The organism is Methylobacter sp. Wu1, from assembly GCF_036553575.1.
In the GTDB taxonomy this organism is placed as follows: domain Bacteria; phylum Pseudomonadota; class Gammaproteobacteria; order Methylococcales; family Methylomonadaceae; genus Methylobacter.
In genome coordinates this window covers 84,893-103,116 of sequence record NZ_JAZHOC010000050.1, presented here as the reverse complement: position 1 = coordinate 103,116, position 18,224 = coordinate 84,893, and the positions used below count along the sequence as shown (strand labels likewise).

General features: G+C 50.8%; 16 protein-coding genes. 10 read left to right on the top strand and 6 right to left on the bottom strand.

Features of this window, described 5'->3' with window-relative positions; all coding sequences use genetic code 11:
* Nucleotides 1-138 precede the first annotated feature (138 nt).
* From zwf to V2P20_RS09400, 8 genes are all read left to right on the top strand, one after another.
* On the top strand, nucleotides 139-1,548 hold the full coding sequence (gene zwf / locus V2P20_RS09435) for a glucose-6-phosphate dehydrogenase (protein ID WP_331817953.1): 1,410 nt from the start codon (nucleotides 139-141) through the stop codon (nucleotides 1,546-1,548).
* Nucleotides 1,545-2,249: an HAD family hydrolase gene (locus V2P20_RS09430; protein ID WP_331817952.1), complete on the top strand. Its 705-nt coding sequence runs from the start codon at nucleotides 1,545-1,547 to the stop codon at nucleotides 2,247-2,249. The genes zwf and V2P20_RS09430 overlap by 4 nt, the downstream gene beginning before the upstream one ends.
* Nucleotides 2,246-3,328 carry a transaldolase gene (gene tal, locus V2P20_RS09425; protein ID WP_331817951.1) on the top strand — a complete coding sequence of 361 codons (1,083 nt, stop codon included), beginning with the start codon at nucleotides 2,246-2,248 and terminating at the stop codon, nucleotides 3,326-3,328. Before V2P20_RS09430 ends, tal begins: the two co-directional genes overlap by 4 nt.
* Nucleotides 3,325-4,959, top strand: a complete 1,635-nt coding sequence (gene pgi / locus V2P20_RS09420; RefSeq protein ID WP_331817950.1) for a glucose-6-phosphate isomerase — start codon at nucleotides 3,325-3,327, stop codon at nucleotides 4,957-4,959. Before tal ends, pgi begins: the two co-directional genes overlap by 4 nt.
* Nucleotides 4,960-5,122: 163 nt before the next feature.
* Nucleotides 5,123-7,456 carry a cbb3-type cytochrome c oxidase subunit I gene (locus tag V2P20_RS09415; protein WP_331817949.1) on the top strand — a complete coding sequence of 778 codons (2,334 nt, stop codon included), beginning with the start codon at nucleotides 5,123-5,125 and terminating at the stop codon, nucleotides 7,454-7,456.
* Nucleotides 7,457-7,541: 85 nt separating this feature from the next.
* Nucleotides 7,542-9,641 carry a transketolase gene (gene tkt / locus V2P20_RS09410; protein ID WP_331817948.1) on the top strand — a complete coding sequence of 700 codons (2,100 nt, stop codon included), beginning with the start codon at nucleotides 7,542-7,544 and terminating at the stop codon, nucleotides 9,639-9,641.
* Between the two features lie 341 nt (nucleotides 9,642-9,982).
* A complete protein-coding gene (rtcA, locus tag V2P20_RS09405) occupies nucleotides 9,983-11,002 on the top strand; it encodes an RNA 3'-terminal phosphate cyclase (protein WP_331817947.1) in 1,020 nt (339 codons plus the stop codon).
* Nucleotides 10,999-11,751, top strand: coding sequence for a DUF2272 domain-containing protein (locus V2P20_RS09400; RefSeq protein WP_331817946.1), 753 nt, complete (start codon nucleotides 10,999-11,001; stop codon nucleotides 11,749-11,751). Before rtcA ends, V2P20_RS09400 begins: the two co-directional genes overlap by 4 nt.
* 150 nt (nucleotides 11,752-11,901) lie before the next feature.
* Here the strand turns inward: V2P20_RS09400 and V2P20_RS09395 are convergent, their stop codons facing one another.
* The gene (locus V2P20_RS09395; RefSeq protein WP_331817945.1) at nucleotides 11,902-13,257 is read right to left on the bottom strand and encodes an alkaline phosphatase PhoX; all 1,356 of its coding nucleotides are present in this window, start codon (nucleotides 13,255-13,257) and stop codon (nucleotides 11,902-11,904) included.
* 292 nt (nucleotides 13,258-13,549) lie between these two features.
* Between V2P20_RS09395 and recJ the strand changes: the two genes are divergently transcribed.
* A complete protein-coding gene (gene recJ / locus V2P20_RS09390) occupies nucleotides 13,550-15,295 on the top strand; it encodes a single-stranded-DNA-specific exonuclease RecJ (protein ID WP_331817944.1) in 1,746 nt (581 codons plus the stop codon).
* Between the two features lie 36 nt (nucleotides 15,296-15,331).
* On the opposite strand, the gene V2P20_RS09385 is transcribed toward recJ, so the two are convergent.
* The 5 genes from V2P20_RS09385 to V2P20_RS09365 are packed head-to-tail and all read right to left on the bottom strand — an operon-like array spanning nucleotide 15,332 to nucleotide 17,802.
* Nucleotides 15,332-16,342: a peptidylprolyl isomerase gene (locus V2P20_RS09385; RefSeq protein WP_331817943.1), complete on the bottom strand. Its 1,011-nt coding sequence runs from the start codon at nucleotides 16,340-16,342 to the stop codon at nucleotides 15,332-15,334.
* A gap of 12 nt (nucleotides 16,343-16,354) precedes the next feature.
* Complete coding sequence (locus V2P20_RS09380; protein WP_194968792.1) at nucleotides 16,355-16,624, bottom strand: BolA family protein; 270 nt, start codon at nucleotides 16,622-16,624, stop codon at nucleotides 16,355-16,357.
* Nucleotides 16,621-16,923, bottom strand: a complete 303-nt coding sequence (locus V2P20_RS09375) for a YciI family protein (protein ID WP_331817942.1) — start codon at nucleotides 16,921-16,923, stop codon at nucleotides 16,621-16,623. The genes V2P20_RS09380 and V2P20_RS09375 overlap by 4 nt, the downstream gene beginning before the upstream one ends.
* A gap of 3 nt (nucleotides 16,924-16,926) precedes the next feature.
* Complete coding sequence (locus V2P20_RS09370; RefSeq protein WP_331817941.1) at nucleotides 16,927-17,463, bottom strand: septation protein A; 537 nt, start codon at nucleotides 17,461-17,463, stop codon at nucleotides 16,927-16,929.
* 21 nt (nucleotides 17,464-17,484) lie between these two features.
* Complete coding sequence (locus tag V2P20_RS09365; protein WP_331817940.1) at nucleotides 17,485-17,802, bottom strand: hypothetical protein; 318 nt, start codon at nucleotides 17,800-17,802, stop codon at nucleotides 17,485-17,487.
* Nucleotides 17,803-17,918: 116 nt separating this feature from the next.
* On the opposite strand from V2P20_RS09365, the gene V2P20_RS09360 reads away from it, so the two are divergent.
* Entirely contained in the window at nucleotides 17,919-18,218 is a 300-nt protein-coding gene (locus tag V2P20_RS09360) for a DUF1244 domain-containing protein (protein ID WP_331817939.1), read from the top strand.
* Nucleotides 18,219-18,224 lie beyond the last annotated feature (6 nt).

Sequence of the window (18,224 nt, the reverse complement as noted above, 5' to 3'; positions counted from 1 at the left end):
TTTTTTGTCAGAAAAATGCAACGCTATGTTGGATACCGAACAGAGGAAATTGGTCAATCTGGTGCATTTTATGGAATTGAAATAAAAAATATCATCGCCAGAAAGCAGTGAAGCAAAACAGGACTGGAGGATATTGAGATGGGCAATAGCGGTGGCCGCGAGATATCTGATGCGCTGGTGCTTTTTGGCGTGACGGGTGATCTGGCCTATAAAATGATTTTCCCGGCGCTTTATGCGATGGCAAAGCAGGGCAGTCTCAATGTGCCGGTGATCGGCGTCGCATCATCGCCGTGGAGTCTGGAACAGCTTCGCCAGCGAGCAAAGGACAGCATTCAGCAGCACAGCACGATAGATGACCGGCCCGCTTTGGCGCATCTGCTCTCTTTGCTTCGATACGTGGCGGGCGACTATAACGATACGGAGACATTCGATGCCCTCAGACAGACCCTTGGCGAAGCCAGGTGTCCCACACATTATCTGGCCATTCCGCCTTCACTGTTTTCGGTCGTCATTAAAGGGCTGGGCGCGGCAGGACTGGCGGAGCATGCGCGCATCGTCATCGAGAAACCGTTCGGGCGCGATCTGGCTTCAGCGCGGGAGCTGAACCGTATTGCCCAGTCGGTGTTTCCGCAGGATGCGATATTCCGTATCGATCATTTTCTCGGCAAGGAAGCGATCATGAACATCCTTTATTTCCGTTTCGCCAACTCGTTCCTGGAACCGATCTGGAACCGCAATTGCGTAGCCAGCGTTCAGGTCACCCTGGCCGAGAATTTCGGCGTAAAAGGGCGCGGCGCCTTCTATGAGACAGCCGGTTGCCTGCGCGACGTGATTCAGAACCATCTGTTTCAGATCGTCTCACTGCTCGCCATGGAACCGCCGGCCTATCGGAGTTTTGGCGCCGTGCATGACGAGAAAGCCAAAGTCTTTCATGCCATGCGCCCGTTGAACGCAGATGACCTGGTGCGCGGCCAGTACACAGGCTATCGCGACGAACCTAGCGTGGCTAAGAATTCCGATGTAGAAACTTTCTGCGCGGCGCGGCTTTTTATCGACTCCTGGCGTTGGGAAGGCGTGCCGTGGTATTTGCGTTCCGGCAAATGCCTGGCCGAAACGGCTGCCGAGGTGCTGGTCCAGCTTAAGGCGCCGCCGCAGCGGTTGTTTGCCGATTCACTGCCGGCGAATGGGCGGACTAATTATGTACGCTTCAGACTTTCTCCCAACAGTGCTATTGCCTTGGCTGCGCGAGTCAAACGCGTAGGGAAAGAATTCGTCGGCGACCAGCGGGAACTCTACCTGCTGGATGAGCAGTTAGGGGAGGAGTTGCCCTACGAACGGCTTTTGACCGACGCCTTGGCCGGCGATGGCGCGCTTTTTACTGCCGAGGAGGCGATCGAGGCCGCTTGGGCGGTTGTCGATCCGGTCCTGAAAACGCATCACCCGGTCCTCTTTTACGCGCCCGGCAGTTGGGGGCCGGAACAAGCCGATGCGCTCATTGCGGCCGATGGCGGCTGGCTTAATCCCACGCGGCAAGGACCAAGGCTATGACAAAGCCGGAGGAAGTCGTTTTTTTGCTGGATGTGGACAATACGCTGCTTGAAAACGACCGAGTGACGGCAGACCTCAGGCGGCATCTGGAGCGTTCGTTTGGCTTCGAGAACAGCGAGCGTTATTGGGTGATCTTCAATGAATTGCGCGCCGAGCTGGGCTATGCCGATTATCTGGGCGCGCTGCAGCGCTATCGGCTTGGCGCCATGAACGAACCGCAGCTATTGCTGATGTCGAGTTATCTGGCGGACTATCCGTTTGCGGATCGCCTCTATCCGGGGGCGCTTGATGTGATCAGACATCTGCGCCGCTGGGGGCCGACCGTCATCCTGTCGGATGGCGATGTGGTCTTCCAGCCGCGCAAGGTGCAGCGCTCGGGACTCTGGGATGCAGTCGAAAGCCGCGTGCTGATTTACATCCATAAGGAAGAAATGCTGGCAGCGGTCGAGCAGCGCTATCCGGCCCGGCATTATGTGATGGTGGATGACAAGCTGCGCATTCTGGCAGCCATGAAAAAGATCTGGGGAAAACGGTTGACGACGATTTTTCCTCGTCAGGGGCATTATGCGCTCGACCCCAATAATATTGCCGCTTATCCCTCGGCCGATCTGACAATCGAACATATTAGCGACCTGATCCATGTGGATTTGCCAGCATTGCTAAGGTCTGCCAATACTGAATATGTTGAACAGGAGGAATGATGAAGGCCACACAACAACTTCATAATCTCGGCCAGCGCCTCTGGCTTGATAATATTACACGAGGATTATTGACGAGCGGCACATTACAGCGCTACATCAATGAGTTTTCGCTGACGGGGCTTACCTCAAATCCCACAATCTTCGATCAGGCCATCAAGAGCGCTGATTTTTATGATGACGCTATCCGTCGTAAAGCGGCCGAAGGCAAGTCAGGCGAAGCGTTGTTCCTGGAACTGGAACTAGAGGATTTGACCCAGGCCGCCGATCTTTTTCGCCCGATCCATGACGCCACCGGCGGCGCGGACGGCTGGGTATCGTTGGAGCTGTCGCCTTTGCTGGCGGACGATACCGCCAATAGCATTAAAATAGCCAAGCAACTGCATGACCGAGCACAGCGGCCTAATATTTTTATCAAGATACCGGGAACCTCGGCAGGCATTCCCGCGATCGAGGAGTGCATTTTTAAGGGCGTGCCAATAAACGTCACGCTGTTGTTCTCGCGCGAACAATATATTGCGGCATCCCTGGCATACATGCGCGGCATTGAACGGCGGATCGAAGCCGGCCTCGAGCCCAGGGTCGACTCTGTGGCATCTATTTTCGTGAGCCGTTGGGATGTGGCAGTCAAGGACAAGGTGCCGGCCGATCTTCGAAATCGCCTTGGCATCGCCATTGCCAAGCGTACCTATACGGCCTACCGTGAACTGTTGGATTCTCCTCGCTCGCGGGAAATAGTCGAGGCCGGCGGGAGGCCTCAACGCCTGTTATGGGCCAGCACCGGCACTAAGGACCCTGAGGCTTCCGACACCCTGTACATTGAAGCCCTGGTAGCGCCGAATACGATCAATACCATGCCTGAGAAGACTTTGCTTGCCTTTGCCGACCATGGGCGAGTAGGGGCCGAATTGCCGGTCGGCACCGGCGAAGCCGATAAAGTGCTGGACGAGTTCGTAAAGGTCGGGGTGAATTACGCTGACTTGGCCGGAAAGCTGCAACATGAAGGCGCCCAAGCTTTCGTGAAGTCCTGGAATGATCTGATGGCCAGTATTGACGAAAAAGCAACCGGAGGATCGAAATGAATGCAGCCTCGCAACCATTGATTGAGTGTCCGGCCTGGAAGGCGCTGGCGGCGCATTATCAAGCCATGCGCAATATTCATCTACGCCAGCTTTTCGCCGATGATTCAGGACGCGGCGAGCGCTTGGCGGCCGAAGCTGGAGGCATTTATCTCGATTACTCGAAAAACCGCATCACTGACGAGACGATACGACTGCTCGTGCAGCTTGCCGATGAGTGCAGGTTGCGTGATCGAATTGATGCAATGTTCAGCGGTGAAAAGATTAATGTGACGGAACGGAGGGCTGTTTTGCACACGGCCTTGCGGGCACCTAAAGATGAACAGATTTTTGTCGATGGCGTCGATGTTGTGCCTGAAGTGCATGAGGTGCTGGACCGGATGAGTGTTTTCTCGCAGCAGGTTCGTGACGGGCAATGGCTGGGGTATACGGGCAAACGTATCAAAAATGTCATCAATATCGGTCTCGGCGGTTCCGACCTTGGGCCGGTAATGGCCTACGAAGCGCTGCACTATTACAGTCAGCGCGACATGCGTTTCCTTTTCGTTTCCAACGTGGACGGCACCGACTTTGTTGAGGCGACACGCTATCTCAATCCGGAAGAGACCTTATTCATCATTTGTTCGAAAACTTTCACGACGCTTGAGACGATGGTCAATGCGCATGCCGCCCGGGCATGGAGCCTGCGCAAGCTCGGCAGCGAGGAGGCCGTCTCCAGGCACTTTGTAGCGGTCTCGGCGAATCCTGAAGAGGTGGCGAAATTCGGTATCGGCGAGGCAAACCAGTTCGGTTTCTGGGATTGGGTCGGCGGCCGTTATTCGATGGATTCGTCGATCGGCCTGTCGACCATGATTGCGATCGGGCCTGAGAATTTTCGCTCGATGCTGGCCGGCTTCCGAGCCATGGACGAGCATTTTCGAACCGCCCCGTTCGAGCGCAATTTACCGGCACTCATGGGGCTGCTGTCAGTCTGGTACATCAATTTTTTCGGTGTGCAGACAATGGCGGTATTGCCTTATGAGCAGTATCTCAAGTACTTCCCGTCTTATCTCCAGCAATTGACGATGGAGAGCAACGGCAAGCACATCACGCTCGATGGCGCGCCAGTCTCTTATCATACGGCGCCTGTCTACTGGGGCGAGCCGGGTACCAACGGACAGCACTCGTTTTATCAGCTCCTCCATCAGGGAACGCAGCTGATCCCCTGTGATTTTATCGGTTTTTGCCAGACATTGAATCCGGTCAATGGACAGCATGACTTGCTGATGGCGAACCTGTTCGCGCAGACGGAGGCGCTGGCCTTCGGCAAAACGGAGCAGGAAGTCAAGACCGAAGGCACTCCCGACTGGCTGGCGCCGCACCGCAGCTTCGAGGGCAACCGTCCGACCAATACCCTGCTGGCCGAGCGCCTGACGCCGCAGACGCTCGGGGCCTTGATCGCACTTTATGAGCACAGTGTCTTCACGCAGGGGATAATCTGGCATATCAATTCTTTCGACCAATGGGGCGTCGAGTTGGGCAAAGTGCTGGCGCAGCGCACGATCCCCGAGTTGGAAAGCGCAAACGAGCCGCCGCTCAACCATGATAGCTCGACCAATGCCTTGATCCGGCGCTATCGCCAGTTTAGAGCATGAAATGCCGGTTAGGCCTAGCTGCCTTTTTCCAGGCGGCGATGACAATTTTATAAGTATGCCAACGAACAGAAAAAACCGGAGCGGCGGAGGTATAAATGAGGTATAAATAAAGATGAATGACGATATGTAGAATACTGATCAGCATCGACATCGAGGCAACCGAATGAATGAAACAGACGATAACCTCGCCTTCAGGGAAGCAATGCCAGCGTCAGAGATGCCTGTCATCAATACGCTTTCGCCTTGGTGGAGGCGCGTGAGTCTTATCATTCTGATCTCCGGTCTGGCGGTTCTTCTGCTGATAACGCTCAAGATATATGATGAGGCGCCGCCGATTCCGAAGAAGGTGATGGCGGTCGATGGATCGATTTTATTCACTGACGATGACATTCGCGCCGGCCAGCAAGTATTTCTTAAGTACGGACTGATGGACAATGGCACTGTTTGGGGGCATGGCGCTTATCTCGGCCCCGACTATTCGGCAGAATATCTGCATACCCAGGCGCTTGCCGGCGCGGCGCTGATTGCCCGGCAGCGCTATGGCCAGTCGCCAGATCAATTAACACCGGCTCAGCGGTCGGCTGTCGAGGCGGAAGTCCGGGCCGAACTGAAGCAAAATCGGTATGATCCTCACAGCGGCGCGCTGACCATGGGGCCTTCCTATGGCGACTGGTTTCGGCAGCAGACGAGCGCGTGGAACACTTATTTTTCCTCGCCGCTACAGAGCGGCGGGCTCGGCGCGGGAGCCATCCGCAATCCCGATGAGCTGCGGCAGCTAACCGCTTTTGTCGCCTGGACCGCTTGGGCTTCGGTTGCCAATCGGCCGGGAATGTCTTATTCGTACACAAACAATTTCCCATTCGATCCTGTGGCGGGAAACACGCCAACGGCTGATGCGGTGCTCTGGAGCGTTTTGAGCCTGATTTTCTTGCTCGGCGGAACGGCATTGGTGCTGTTAGCGTTCGGTAAATTCAAATTTCTCGGATGGAAGACCGAAGGGCATGTGCATCCGCAGCGGCTCCTCACTGGCGGGAGCCCCGCCCAGCGCGCCACGCTCAAGTATTTTGTCATCGTCTCGTTGCTGCTTTTAATGCAGACGCTGGCCGGCGGCGGCACCGCGCATTATCGCGCCGACCCGAACAGCTTTTATGGATTCGACCTTTCTTTGTGGTTTCCCAGTAACTTGTTGAGGACCTGGCATCTGCAGTTAGCGATTTTCTGGATTTCCACCGCGTTCGTCGCTGGCGCGCTCTTTCTGAGCAGCGAACTTGGAGGGAAGGAACCAAGAGGGCAAACGGCCGGCATTCATGCTTTGTTCTGGGCTCTGCTCATAGTCGTTATCGGCAGTTTATTGGGCGAATGGGTTGGAATGCTACAGAAATTGCCGCAGATTTGGTTCTGGTTAGGCGACCAGGGTTGGGAATACCTTGAGCTTGGCCGCGCATGGCAATTTTTGCTGGCTGCCGCGCTGCTCTTCTGGTTTGGCTTGCTGGTGCGCGCGCTGATTCCGGCCCTGCATGATGCCGAACATCGGGAGATCGCCGGTTTGTTTTTGTTTGCCGCGCTGGCTATTCCGTTCTTTTATCTGCCGGCCATGTTCTTCGACAGCTCGACCCATTTCTCTATTGTCGATTCCTGGCGTTTCTGGATCATTCATCTCTGGGTTGAGGGCTTTTTCGAGTTTTTCATCACGGTGCTGGTCGCGACTATTTTTTTCCGTTTTGGCGTTGTTTCGCAATTGACGGCTACGCGCATCATTTACCTGGACGCCATCTTGTACTTTGCCGGCGGAATCATAGGCACAGGCCATCACATGTACTGGACCGGGCAGACTAACCTCAACATGGCTTTAAGCGCCATGTTCTCGGCGCTCGAAGTCGTGCCATTGACATTGCTCACGCTCGACGCCTGGGATTTCATAACGCTGACCCACTCGCGCTGCGTTATCTGCCAACAGAAGATCGCGGTACCTCATAAATGGACTTTCTATTTTCTCATCGCCGTCGGCGTCTGGAATTTTGTCGGGGCCGGGATTTTCGGCTTTCTCATCAATCTGCCGATCGTCAGTTATTACGAGGCCGGCACATTGCTGACGCCGAACCATGGCCATGCCGCTTTGATGGGCGTGTTCGGCAATCTTGGCATCGGCCTTCTCGTATTTGTGATCAGGCAGACAGTTAGCGATACCCTCTGGATGGACTTGGAGAAATATATTCGGGTTGGCTTCTGGGGGATCAATATCGGGCTTCTGATGATGGTGGTTTTTAGCCTGTTTCCGGCTGGCATAATGCAATTGATTGATGTAGTGGAAAACGGTTACTGGCATGCGAGGGGGCTTGCTTATACGGGCACGCACCAGTCCCGTCTTTTTGAATGGCTGCGCTTGCCCGGAGACCTTGTGTTTATCATTTTCGGCGCCTTTCCCATCTTTATCGCTACGATTTATGCCTATTTAATGGAACGAAAGGCCCCGGCCGCCGGTATTGAGATCAAATAACAGCGATTTCTTGGAAAAAGCTGCTTGGGGAGCGCTTTATTTATGCACGTGCTGACGCATTGTCCTTCATCAGTGGAGTGAATTTATGACCGATCCATCTCAACTTGACCAGCTTTGCATCAATACTCTGCGCACGCTTTCCATCGATGCCGTCCAGAAAGCGAAATCCGGCCATCCGGGTACGCCCATGGGCGCGGCTCCGACCGCTTACTGCCTGTGGCAGCGCTTCTTGCGCTCCGATCCGGAAGAGCCCAACTGGCCGAACCGTGACCGTTTCGTGCTCTCGGCCGGTCATGCCTCGGCGTTGCTCTACAGTCTGCTGTATTTGTGCGGCGTCAAAGCGGCCAGCCCCAGTTATAAGGAATCTGACCGGCTGGCAGTGACGCTTGAAGATCTCAAGACGTTCCGCCAGATCGACAGCCGTTGCACGGGGCATCCTGAGTACGGCTGGACTTCCGGCGTGGAGACGACGACCGGGCCGCTCGGGCAGGGGGCTGCGAACAGTGTCGGCATGGCGATCGCGGAACGCTGGCTGGCGGCCACTTACAACCGCCCCGGTTACGATCTGTTTGACTACAACGTGTATGCACTGTGCAGCGATGGCGACATCATGGAGGGCGTTTGCGCCGAGGCGGCGTCCTTGGCGGGCCACTTGAAGCTTTCCAATCTCTGCTGGATTTACGATGACAACGATATCACCATCGAAGGCTCGACCCGTTTGACTTTCACGGAAAACGTGGCAGAGCGCTTTTCCGGCTACGGTTGGCATGTCTCTCATGTCGACGACGCCAATGACCTTGATCTGCTTACCCAATGCTACGAGAAATTCCTTAATACGCATGATGGGCCTACGTTGATTATCGTTCGGAGCCATATCGGCTATGGCGCGCCGCACAAGCATGATACGAAAGAGGCCCATGGCGAACCGCTGGGCGATGAAGAGGTTCGGCTGGCGAAAATGGCTTATGGGTGGGACCCGGATGCTCAGTTTTACGTGCCGGACGAGGTTCCTGCACACTTCCGGGATCAGTTTGGCCGGCGCGGTTCTGCGGCCCGCTTAGACTGGAATGAGCAGTTTGCAGCTTATCGCCAGCATTTTCCGGAGCTTGCCGAACAGATCGATCAGATGCAGCAGGGCGACTTGCCGGGCGGTTGGGACAGCGGCTTGCCTGAATTTCCGGCCGATGCGAAGGGCATGGCTACCCGTGAATCGTCGGGTAAAGTGCTGAATTCGATAGCCGGAAAAATACCATGGCTGCTGGGCGGCGCGGCTGACCTTGCGCCGTCTACCAAGACGCATTTGAGCGCCGAGCCGGCCGGCGAGTTTCAGGCGCCGGGGCAGGGAGGCGATTACAGCGGCCGCAATTTACACTTTGGCCTGCGCGAGCACGCCATGTGCGCCATCGCCAGTGGGCTGAGCCAGTCAAAACTGCGGCCCTATGCGGCGAGCTTCTTTATTTTTACCGACTACTGCCGGGCTGCAGTGCGGCTTTGCGCCATGATGGAACTGCCCGTGATCTATATCTGGACGCACGACTCGATCAGTCTGGGCGAGGACGGGCCCACTCATCAGCCTGTCGAACATCTCGCTTCTTTTCGGGCCATGCCGGGCATGATTCTGATACGCCCGGCGGATGCGAACGAAGTTGTGGAGGCGTGGCGCGCCATTATGCCAATCAAGAATCGCCCTGTCAGTCTGGTGTTGACGCGCCAGGCGGTGCCGACGCTGGACCGTTCGAAATACGCGCCGGCCAGCGGTGTGGCCCGCGGCGCCTATGTGCTTGCCGATGCCGAGGATCAGCAGCCTGATGTACTGTTGCTGGGGACGGGCAGTGAGGTCGGTCTCTGCGTTACGGCTTATGAGCAACTGAAATCCGAAGGGATCAAGGCTCGGGTGATAAGCATGCCGTCATGGGATCTATTCGAGGCTCAGAGCCAGGCTTATCGGGACAGCGTGCTGCCTCCACGGATCAAGGCGCGGGTCGCCGTCGAAGCCGCATCCAGCTTCGGTTGGGAGCGCTATACCGGTTGCGAGGGCGCCAGGTTTTGCCTGCATGACTTCGGCCTGTCTGCACCAGCGAAAGTCGTCGCTCAACATTTCGGTTTTACGCCGGAAAACATTGCCGCCGCAGCTAGGGAGCAAATCACAAAACACAGCAGCAGTACGAGCGGCCAAAGAGATTAGCATCATATAAACAGCGCTTGATTATAGGGCTCGTTTGATCGAGCGAAGCATCTGCCGTTTAGACAGTATGTGTGCGGGGCGCTGTTAATGCATCATCTATCATCGTAGAGAGACGTCCAATTCATGTTCACAAACCAATAGTATGATGAGCAATGACGCGATTATATTTATGATTATTTATATCATAGACATATATCAAATATAGCATTTATAAGGTTTATTAACTGTCTTGGCAGAAGCAAAATGACAGGCGGGCACGTTTCAATTAAGGATATTATATCATAGACATATTTGGAAAAAATAAATGCCAAGACACTTCAGGATTATTAAAAGGTACAATCATGATTAATATAGATGGCGCACGTGGGGAGGGTGGCGGCCAAATGCTGAGAACATCACTATCGTTGGCCGCCAGTCTGGGAAAACCGTTACGGATCAAAAATATCAGACAAGGCAGAAAAAAGCCGGGGCTGATGCGCCAACATTTAGCCAGTGTTAAGGCCATGGCCGAAATATGCGATGCGCAGATTGATGGTGCGTTTGTCGGTTCTCAAACAATTGAATTTATACCTGGCAATCTTAAAGCTGGCGACTATCATTTTGCTATCGGCACTGCTGGCAGCAGTACACTGGTTTTCCAGACCGTGCTGCCGGCGCTGTTATTGACCGGCAAGCCCTCACGATTGGTTCTGGAAGGAGGAACGCATAACCCAATGGCCCCCAGCTTTGATTTTATACAACACAGTTTTTTGCCAGTTCTGGAACAAATGGGCGCTAAGTTTAATGCCAGGATCGAACGCTACGGTTTTTATCCGGCAGGAGGCGGAAAATGGACAATAACCATCAATCCTCCTCAAAACTTTCAAAAAGTCATACTGGAAAATCAGGGAATACTGCTTAATAGTCAGGCAAAATGCATGGCATCCAGAATACCCGGCCATGTGCTGGTCAGAGAGAAAAAACAATTATTGAAAAGGCTGAACTGGCCTGAAGAAAGCATAACGTTGGAAACAGTTGAGTCGCCAGGCCCTGGCAATATTATTTCTCTCCAAGTTCGTTATTCTGACATAACAGAAGTTGTCGAAAGCATTGGAGAGCGCGGCATCAGCGCGGAACAAGTGGCTGACAAGGCGGCTGACGAGTTGATAAATTATCAATCCTTAGGTGCGCCTGTCGGCTGTTATCTCGCTGACCAACTCCTCTTACCGTTAAGTCTGGGAGCCGGCGGTTCGTTTGTGACCGGTCCTTTATCCGAGCATAGCCGGACTAATATTGCTGTTATTCGGCAATTTATGGATGCAGAGATTAATGTAGTTGAAATTGATCCGGGCAGACAGTGGCGCATCGAGGTGAACGTGTGACCAGATCCTTGTTCGGTTTAAGTTTAGGATTGATCCTTTTGCAGATCGGTTGTACGTTAATAGCCGTCGACCAACCTCCACACATCACGCCGGCAGAGGGCGTCAAGCCAGCGTTCGCCATACCTACCATACGCGAACGCATGATTTATCTGGCCCGTCAGGAATGGATGCTATTTGGTCAGCCTGTGGCCGATTATACTCATCAACCGCCGGTACTGACCTATTCGACTGGAGAAGTGAACAGCCATGAAACCCAGGCGCCGCTTTTCTCGCGCGTGTATTTATACTGGTACACCGCCTCATCTTTGCCGATATTAGGCTATGAAGGTGAACTGCGCCCCTGGTCAGGCGCTTTCATCATCTGGTTGGCGCGCAGTTCAGGTGTGCCCGAAAGCGATCTGCCATCCACTGTACTGCATTGGGACTATATCGAGCATGCGCTGTCGGCTGACAGGAATGCCCGCTTTATTGCCCGGGACGCAAAATTTTACTCACCCAAGCCAGGAGATTTGCTTTGCGCGCCTCGGGAGGAGAGATTCATGCATGAAGTAAATGCGTTCGCGCGATTGCGCCGCGGACCTTATCATTGCGATATTGTGGTAGAACGCCGAGCGAATGAGTTGGATCTGATCGGAGGAAATGTGCTCGATGCGGTTTCCCTGACTCATGTGGAATTGGATGCCCAAGGTTACGTATTGCCCATTGCTGAACGGCCTTGGCAGATTGTTATAGAGCAAAGGGATATTTAAGTTAGCGGACGCATCAGCTATGAAGCTTCGATTATTCTGTTTGATTCATGTGCTGATGCGTCGCCTAAAAGCGAATAATAAAAAGCCGTAACAATTAAATAAGCTGCGGCTCGTCTTGTATTTATGTAGGCATCAATTTAACCGGATGAATTAATCACGGTCCTCATTGTGCCTTTTATTCTTTTCAACGTTTTTCCTGATTTCACTGATCGCCATCGTTTTATCATTGCCCGTTCCCGAATGCTGGACGTTCACGAACAGTTTATGCGGGTTTTTGCCGAAATATATACCGGTTCCTTCCGCATCTTTATCTTTCATCGATGCAAACAAATGCACGCCATCCGCATGGCTATCGCCGTCATTATCGGGTTCTGCTACCCAAATATCACTGGGTACATTATCTTCCACGATCCATAATTTTCCGTCAGGACCGTTGGCCAAGTTATCGGGACTTTTAAGACCGGTTACGCCGGAAGCTGAATTTTCTGCAGCAATATTGACACCGGCTTCAACGAAGTAATTGACCATCGGCACTTCATTCAGGCTAATAGACAATACGGCGCCAGGACCATCTTTGCCGCCGGTTCGCGGTTCGCAAGTCAATGCCGCATATAAAACCTTGCCTATGCGCTCCAAATCTTCAGGACGACAGTAGCTGGTTGCTCCAACTTGTTCTGCGGCTGCTTGCGCATCAAATGTGGCTGGATCAAGGTTAAGTTCTACCCATTCCGCCTCGCCGATTTGGGCGCCATTTTTAACCCGCAATGCAAATAACTTGCCGCTGCTCAAATCGCCATAAGTGTTGGGTACGAACTTGTAAATAGATCCGCCTGGTGCACGGTCTTCATCGATCACATAGACATTGCCTTCATCATCGGTCTCAATTCCTTCATGAGCAATTGAGCCAAGCAATGGACGGGCTGTGACTTTCTTTGCTTTGGTAGGGTCATCCTTGTCCAGCTCGATTTCATAAACCAGTCCCGATGAAGCATGCGGATAATCGGGATCAGGATAGCCGCCCGAGTTTGTTTCCTCAGCAACCAGAATGGTATGCCACGGTGTCCAAACAATACCGTCCAAGGCTTCCCAATAGTCTCTAGCTGCCAATTCTTTGGCTTTACCCGTTTTTAAATCGATAACGGAAACTGCTCCACCCAATCTCCCGTCATTGCGTTGGTCATTGCCTGGACGGACTTCATGAGTACGGTATAAATAGCGCCCAGCCTGTTTTTGAGTCTCATTGACCGTATTCATGTCAGGCCAATCGTTATCAATATAAATGTTTAAATTGGATTCATCAGAGACAACGGATTGTTTGAATCCTTCCGGGATCAACCAGGTCGATTCATCCAACACAGCAGGATCATTGGTGAGTTCATTATAAGCAGACCCCTTGATCGGTTTGAAGGCCATTGGTCCTTTGACTTCATCCGCGAAATTGATGTTTGGATGAAAAAGGCCTGCCGCCGCAAGTAAGGGGAGGGATGTTAGAATTATTTTATTCATGCTTATTTTCCGTATATTTTCTGAATTTTAATTGACCGCATGCTCTAAGCGGGCTTCATGAATAATAAGTATTGGAAGTGACAAAAATATGAAGAAATGAAGAAATTAAGAAGAATTGATGACTATGTTATTGCCTCAATCAATTATAATGAGCTCTCTTTGCCTTCCTGATAAACAGTAGCTTCCCGGGTAATACCGATAACAATGCCGGCAAAACGTTGATTTTAATTATCTCGCCTAAGAAAAATATTTTAAAACTCTATAGCGCAAGCTCTGCTGATTGCTGTACCTCATGTATTATCCAAACGTAAAGAAAACCATTGTTGCCAGACCCATAGGCAAAAAACGTCCACAATTCGGCGAGCTTCATCCCATATTGGAACGTATTTATTTAGCCAGAGGCTTAATATCGGAAGCTGATCTGGATAGAACGCTAGCAAAATTGCCATCGCCATGGCTGTTATCTGGCATGGAGGATATGGTTGCTCATCTAATCAACGCGATTAATGAAGGGCTGAGAATTTCTGTCATAGCCGACTTCGATGCAGATGGCGCCACCAGTTGCGCAGTGGCTGTCAAGGGCCTGCAATTACTGGGGGCAGGGTCGGTTTCATTTATAGTCCCAAACCGGTTTGAATACGGTTATGGATTGACGCCGGAAATTGTAGAACTGGTTAAACAGCAAAAGCCCGACATTATCATTACTGTTGATAATGGCATATCAAGCATTGATGGTGTTAAAGCGGCTAAAGCTTCTGGATTGAAGGTTCTGGTAACGGATCACCATTTGCCTGGGCATGAGCTTCCGGCTGCTGATGCTATCGTCAATCCCAATTTACCCGACGATAAATTTCCGAGTGGCGCGCTGGCAGGTGTCGGAGTGATTTTCTATGTGTTAATGGCACTGCGTAGCCGCTTAAGAGAACAAAACTGGTTCGAGAAGCATCGGATCCAGGAGCCTAATCTCGCTCAGTTGCTTGATTATGTGGCTCTAGGTTCAGTTGCCGATGTGGTTCCGCTGGACCGAGTCAACCGAATACTGGTTTATCAAGGATTATTAAGGATACGCACAGGGCGCGCGCATCCTGGGGTGAATGCGCTGATTGAAGTATCAGGCAAAAAAGCTCAATCAATCAGTTCGTCGGATCTGGGTTTTTCATTAGGGCCGAGACTCAATGCGGCTGGGCGCATGGATGATATGTCATTAGGCATTGAGTGCCTGTTAACCGAAGATCCGGCTCATGCCAAAGAAATAGCACTTCAGCTCGATGATCTGAATAATGATCGGCGGGAAATTGAAGGTCAAATGAAAAAAGAAGCGGTTGCTTTATTGAGGGAAATGAAAGCCCTGGATGAAAATCATTTGCCTGCCGGGGTTTGCCTGTTTAATGCAGACTGGCATCAGGGCGTGATTGGCATTTTAGCGTCACGAATCAAGGACAGGCTGCATCGCCCAGTTATTGCCTTTGCTTCGGCCGGCAAAGACGAAATAAAAGGTTCAGCTCGCTCTATCCCCGGTGTTCATATCCGTGATGTGTTAAGTGATATTGCCGCAGAGCACCCCAAATTATTAAGCAAATTTGGCGGTCACGCCATGGCGGCCGGTTTAAGTTTGAAAATGCACGATTATCCGCCTTTTGCTTTAGCCTTTGATGAAATGGTAAGAAAGCGTCTGGCGAATGTCGATCTGGAGCTAAAGATTTATTCGGATGGCGAGTTATCCGGAAATGACATCTCGATTGAATTTGCCGCTTTATTGCAAAACGCAGGTACCTGGGGGCAGGAGTTTCCGGAGCCAGTGTTTGACGGAATATTTGATGTCATTCAATCCCGCATCGTCGGACAGCGCCATCTTAAACTGGTGCTGAGAAAGCCAGATACCGAGCAGTTAATTGATGCTATCGCTTTTTATGTGGATCATCCTGAACAATGGTTGGGCCTGAGATCTTGCAGGATAGCTTATAAATTGGATATTAACGAATTCCGAGGGAATCGCAGCGTCCAGTTTATTTTGCAATACATGGAAAAAATAGCATAAAAAAGGGCGGAAAAACCGCCCTTTTTGACACGTGGGTTATTTTTTATCTGTAGTAGCCGGTTTTTCCGCTTCAGGTGCGGCTTTCTCAGCAGGGGCCTCACTTGGCTTTGCAGGTTCAGCCGCTGGCTGTTGAGCAGCTGGCTGCTCTGTAGTTGCCGGCTCGCCAGCAGGAGCGGCAGGTTCAGCGCCTTCAGCTTTTGGTTTTTCTTCTGTGGTCGGAACCAGAACTTCTACTTGCGCCTGCTTACGCAGGTTTTCTATCATGGATTGGACTTTTTTGCGTTGCAGATAAGGTGTCAGCTGTTCTTTTACCGCTTCCAAAGGAGGTGGTGTTACAGGACGTGAGTCTTCTCTCAAAATAACATGCCAGCCAAACTGTGTTTGTACCGGTGTTTTAGTGTATTTGCCGTTTTCCAGCTTTTCTACGGCTTCAGAGAAAGGCGCCACCATCTGATTAGCGGTGAACCAGCCCAAATCGCCGCCTTGAGACGATTTATCTATAGAGTTTTTGTTTGCCAGCTCGTCAAATTTTGCGCCTTTGTCTAATTTTTCAATCAGCTTTTTAGCTTCAGCTTCAGTTTTGACTAAAATATGGCGCGCTTTATATTCATTGCCTTTCTCAGCGGCAACTTTGCTGTCGTACTCAGCTTTGACTTCGGCTTCGGTGACCGGATTGGATTTTAGGTAATCTTGCAGGACGGCTTGCGACAGTAATGATTTCTTTAGAGTTTCAAGACGTTCTACAACTTCAGGCGATTTATCAAGTCCTTTTTTCACGGCTTCCTGAACCAGTAACTCACGTTGGATCAATTCTTCTATTAATTTATCTTTAGGAAAAGTCTGCCCGTGCGCACGTTCGGCAACTTCACCTTCCAAGTCTGCCAGTGTTTTTTTGCTGATATATTTTCCGTTTACAACGGCAACGGCATCTGCTTTATCGACAACGGGAGCGGCAGGCGTGGCATCAGTACTTTTTTGTTCATTGCAAGCTGAAATCGAAACCAGTGCTGTACCAGCAAGCAGTAAAGGGATAATCTTTTTTTTCATTTATTATTTTCCTTATATTTTACGTTCAGAGGGTGATAGAGCATTAATGCCTAAAGCATGGATTTGATGTTTCATCATGTCGCCCAACGCTTTATAGATTAGCTGGTGCCGTTGAACCAATGATTTGCCTTCAAACGCCTCGGCAACAATCGTTACATGGTAGTGACCGCCGCCGCTGCGTGCTCCAGCATGTCCAGCATGAGCTGAGCTGTTATCTACAATTTCCAGAAGCTCAGGATGAAAGGCATCGTTTAATAATTGCTTAATTATATTAACTGTCATTGAGGCAAGACTTTTTTGAAAGGTTTAACGGTGACCTGCGTATAAACGCCTGCATCAATATAGGGGTCCGCATCGGCCCATTGTTGAGCTGCTTCCAGGCTATCAAACTCGGCCACAATCAAACTGCCGGTAAAACCGGCTTCGCCCGGATTTTCACTGTCTACAGCGGGATGCGGACCGGCTAAAATCAGTCTTCCGGCGTCCTGAAGCGCTTGCAGTCTTTTAAGATGGGCCGGACGCGCGGTCATTCTTTTTTCCAGACTATGCGCTACATCTTCACTGATAATTGCGTATAACACGATTTATTCCTCTGCCTCGGGGATATATTTATAGATAAAAATCATTTGTACCAGAATAAAAATAATCATCAGCCCCGGCACGCCGAATGTTTTAAAAGTCACCCAATCATCGGTATTGTAATTATACATAACATACAGATTGATAAAGCCGACACTGATAAAGAAACCGGCCCACATAATGTTTAACCGTCTCCAGACCACTGCCGGCAACGTCAAACTGCCGGACATCATTCGTTCGACGAAAGGCTTTTTACCAATGAATTGACTGCCTAGAAAGGCAAGGCCGAATAGCCATTCTATAATGGATAATTTCCATTTGATAAATTGCTCATCCTGCAAATAAATGGTGGCGCCGCCCATCACAAGAATAAGAGCCAAAGTAATCCATTGCATGGTTTCAACTTTACGATGTTTAAACCAGGTATAGGCAACCTGAATAACAGTGGCTACGATAACGACTGCGGTAGCAACATATATATCGTAAAGCTTAAAGGCGATAAAGAATAAAATGATAGGGAAGAATTCGAAAAGCTGATTCATAATGGCTGGATATGAAGGTTGTCAGACATAAGTGTCTATTCCTGTAATCAGTAAGGTTGACTGATTTTGTATATGAGCATTTAATGCTTCTAAAGTACGCGTATCAGTTGATTTATAAGTATTATATTGGTCTATTAAGCCTAGAGTTAAACCAGCATTATCGAATGCTTTTTTAATCTCATCGGCAGAAAGGCCCCGGCCGAACTGATGGTTATGAGAGTTTATAGGAACAGAAAGTTCACTGATTTCATCTTTGTTTTGCACGCTGTTGTTTCTTTCAATGGACTGCCGGTTATATCCAATAGGCGAAAAAGTTAACAATGAACTACGAATTTCCATATATTTAACCGTCTGTTATGCAAACATGATGACGAGGTATTGTAAAATCTTTGTTCATGAATGTACATAACCCCATGTGCGTTTCTGCTAAAATGCCAATTTTTCGGAAAAAATCCATGAATATAAACACACAGACAGAATTAGAAGCGGCTGCATTCAGGCAATTGGTCAGCCATTTACAGAGACACACTGAAGTGCAAAACATTGATTTAATGATTTTGGCTGATTTTTGCAGGAATTGCCTGGCAAAATGGTACACGGCTGCAGCTGCGGAGCGGGGCATTGATATGGATTATGAGCAGGCGAGGGAAGTGATTTATGGCATGCCTTATAAAGAGTGGAAAGATAAATATCAAAGCGAAGCAACAGCCGAACAATTAGCCGCTTATGAGCGTAAACAGCAGGCAAAATCATAACTGGTA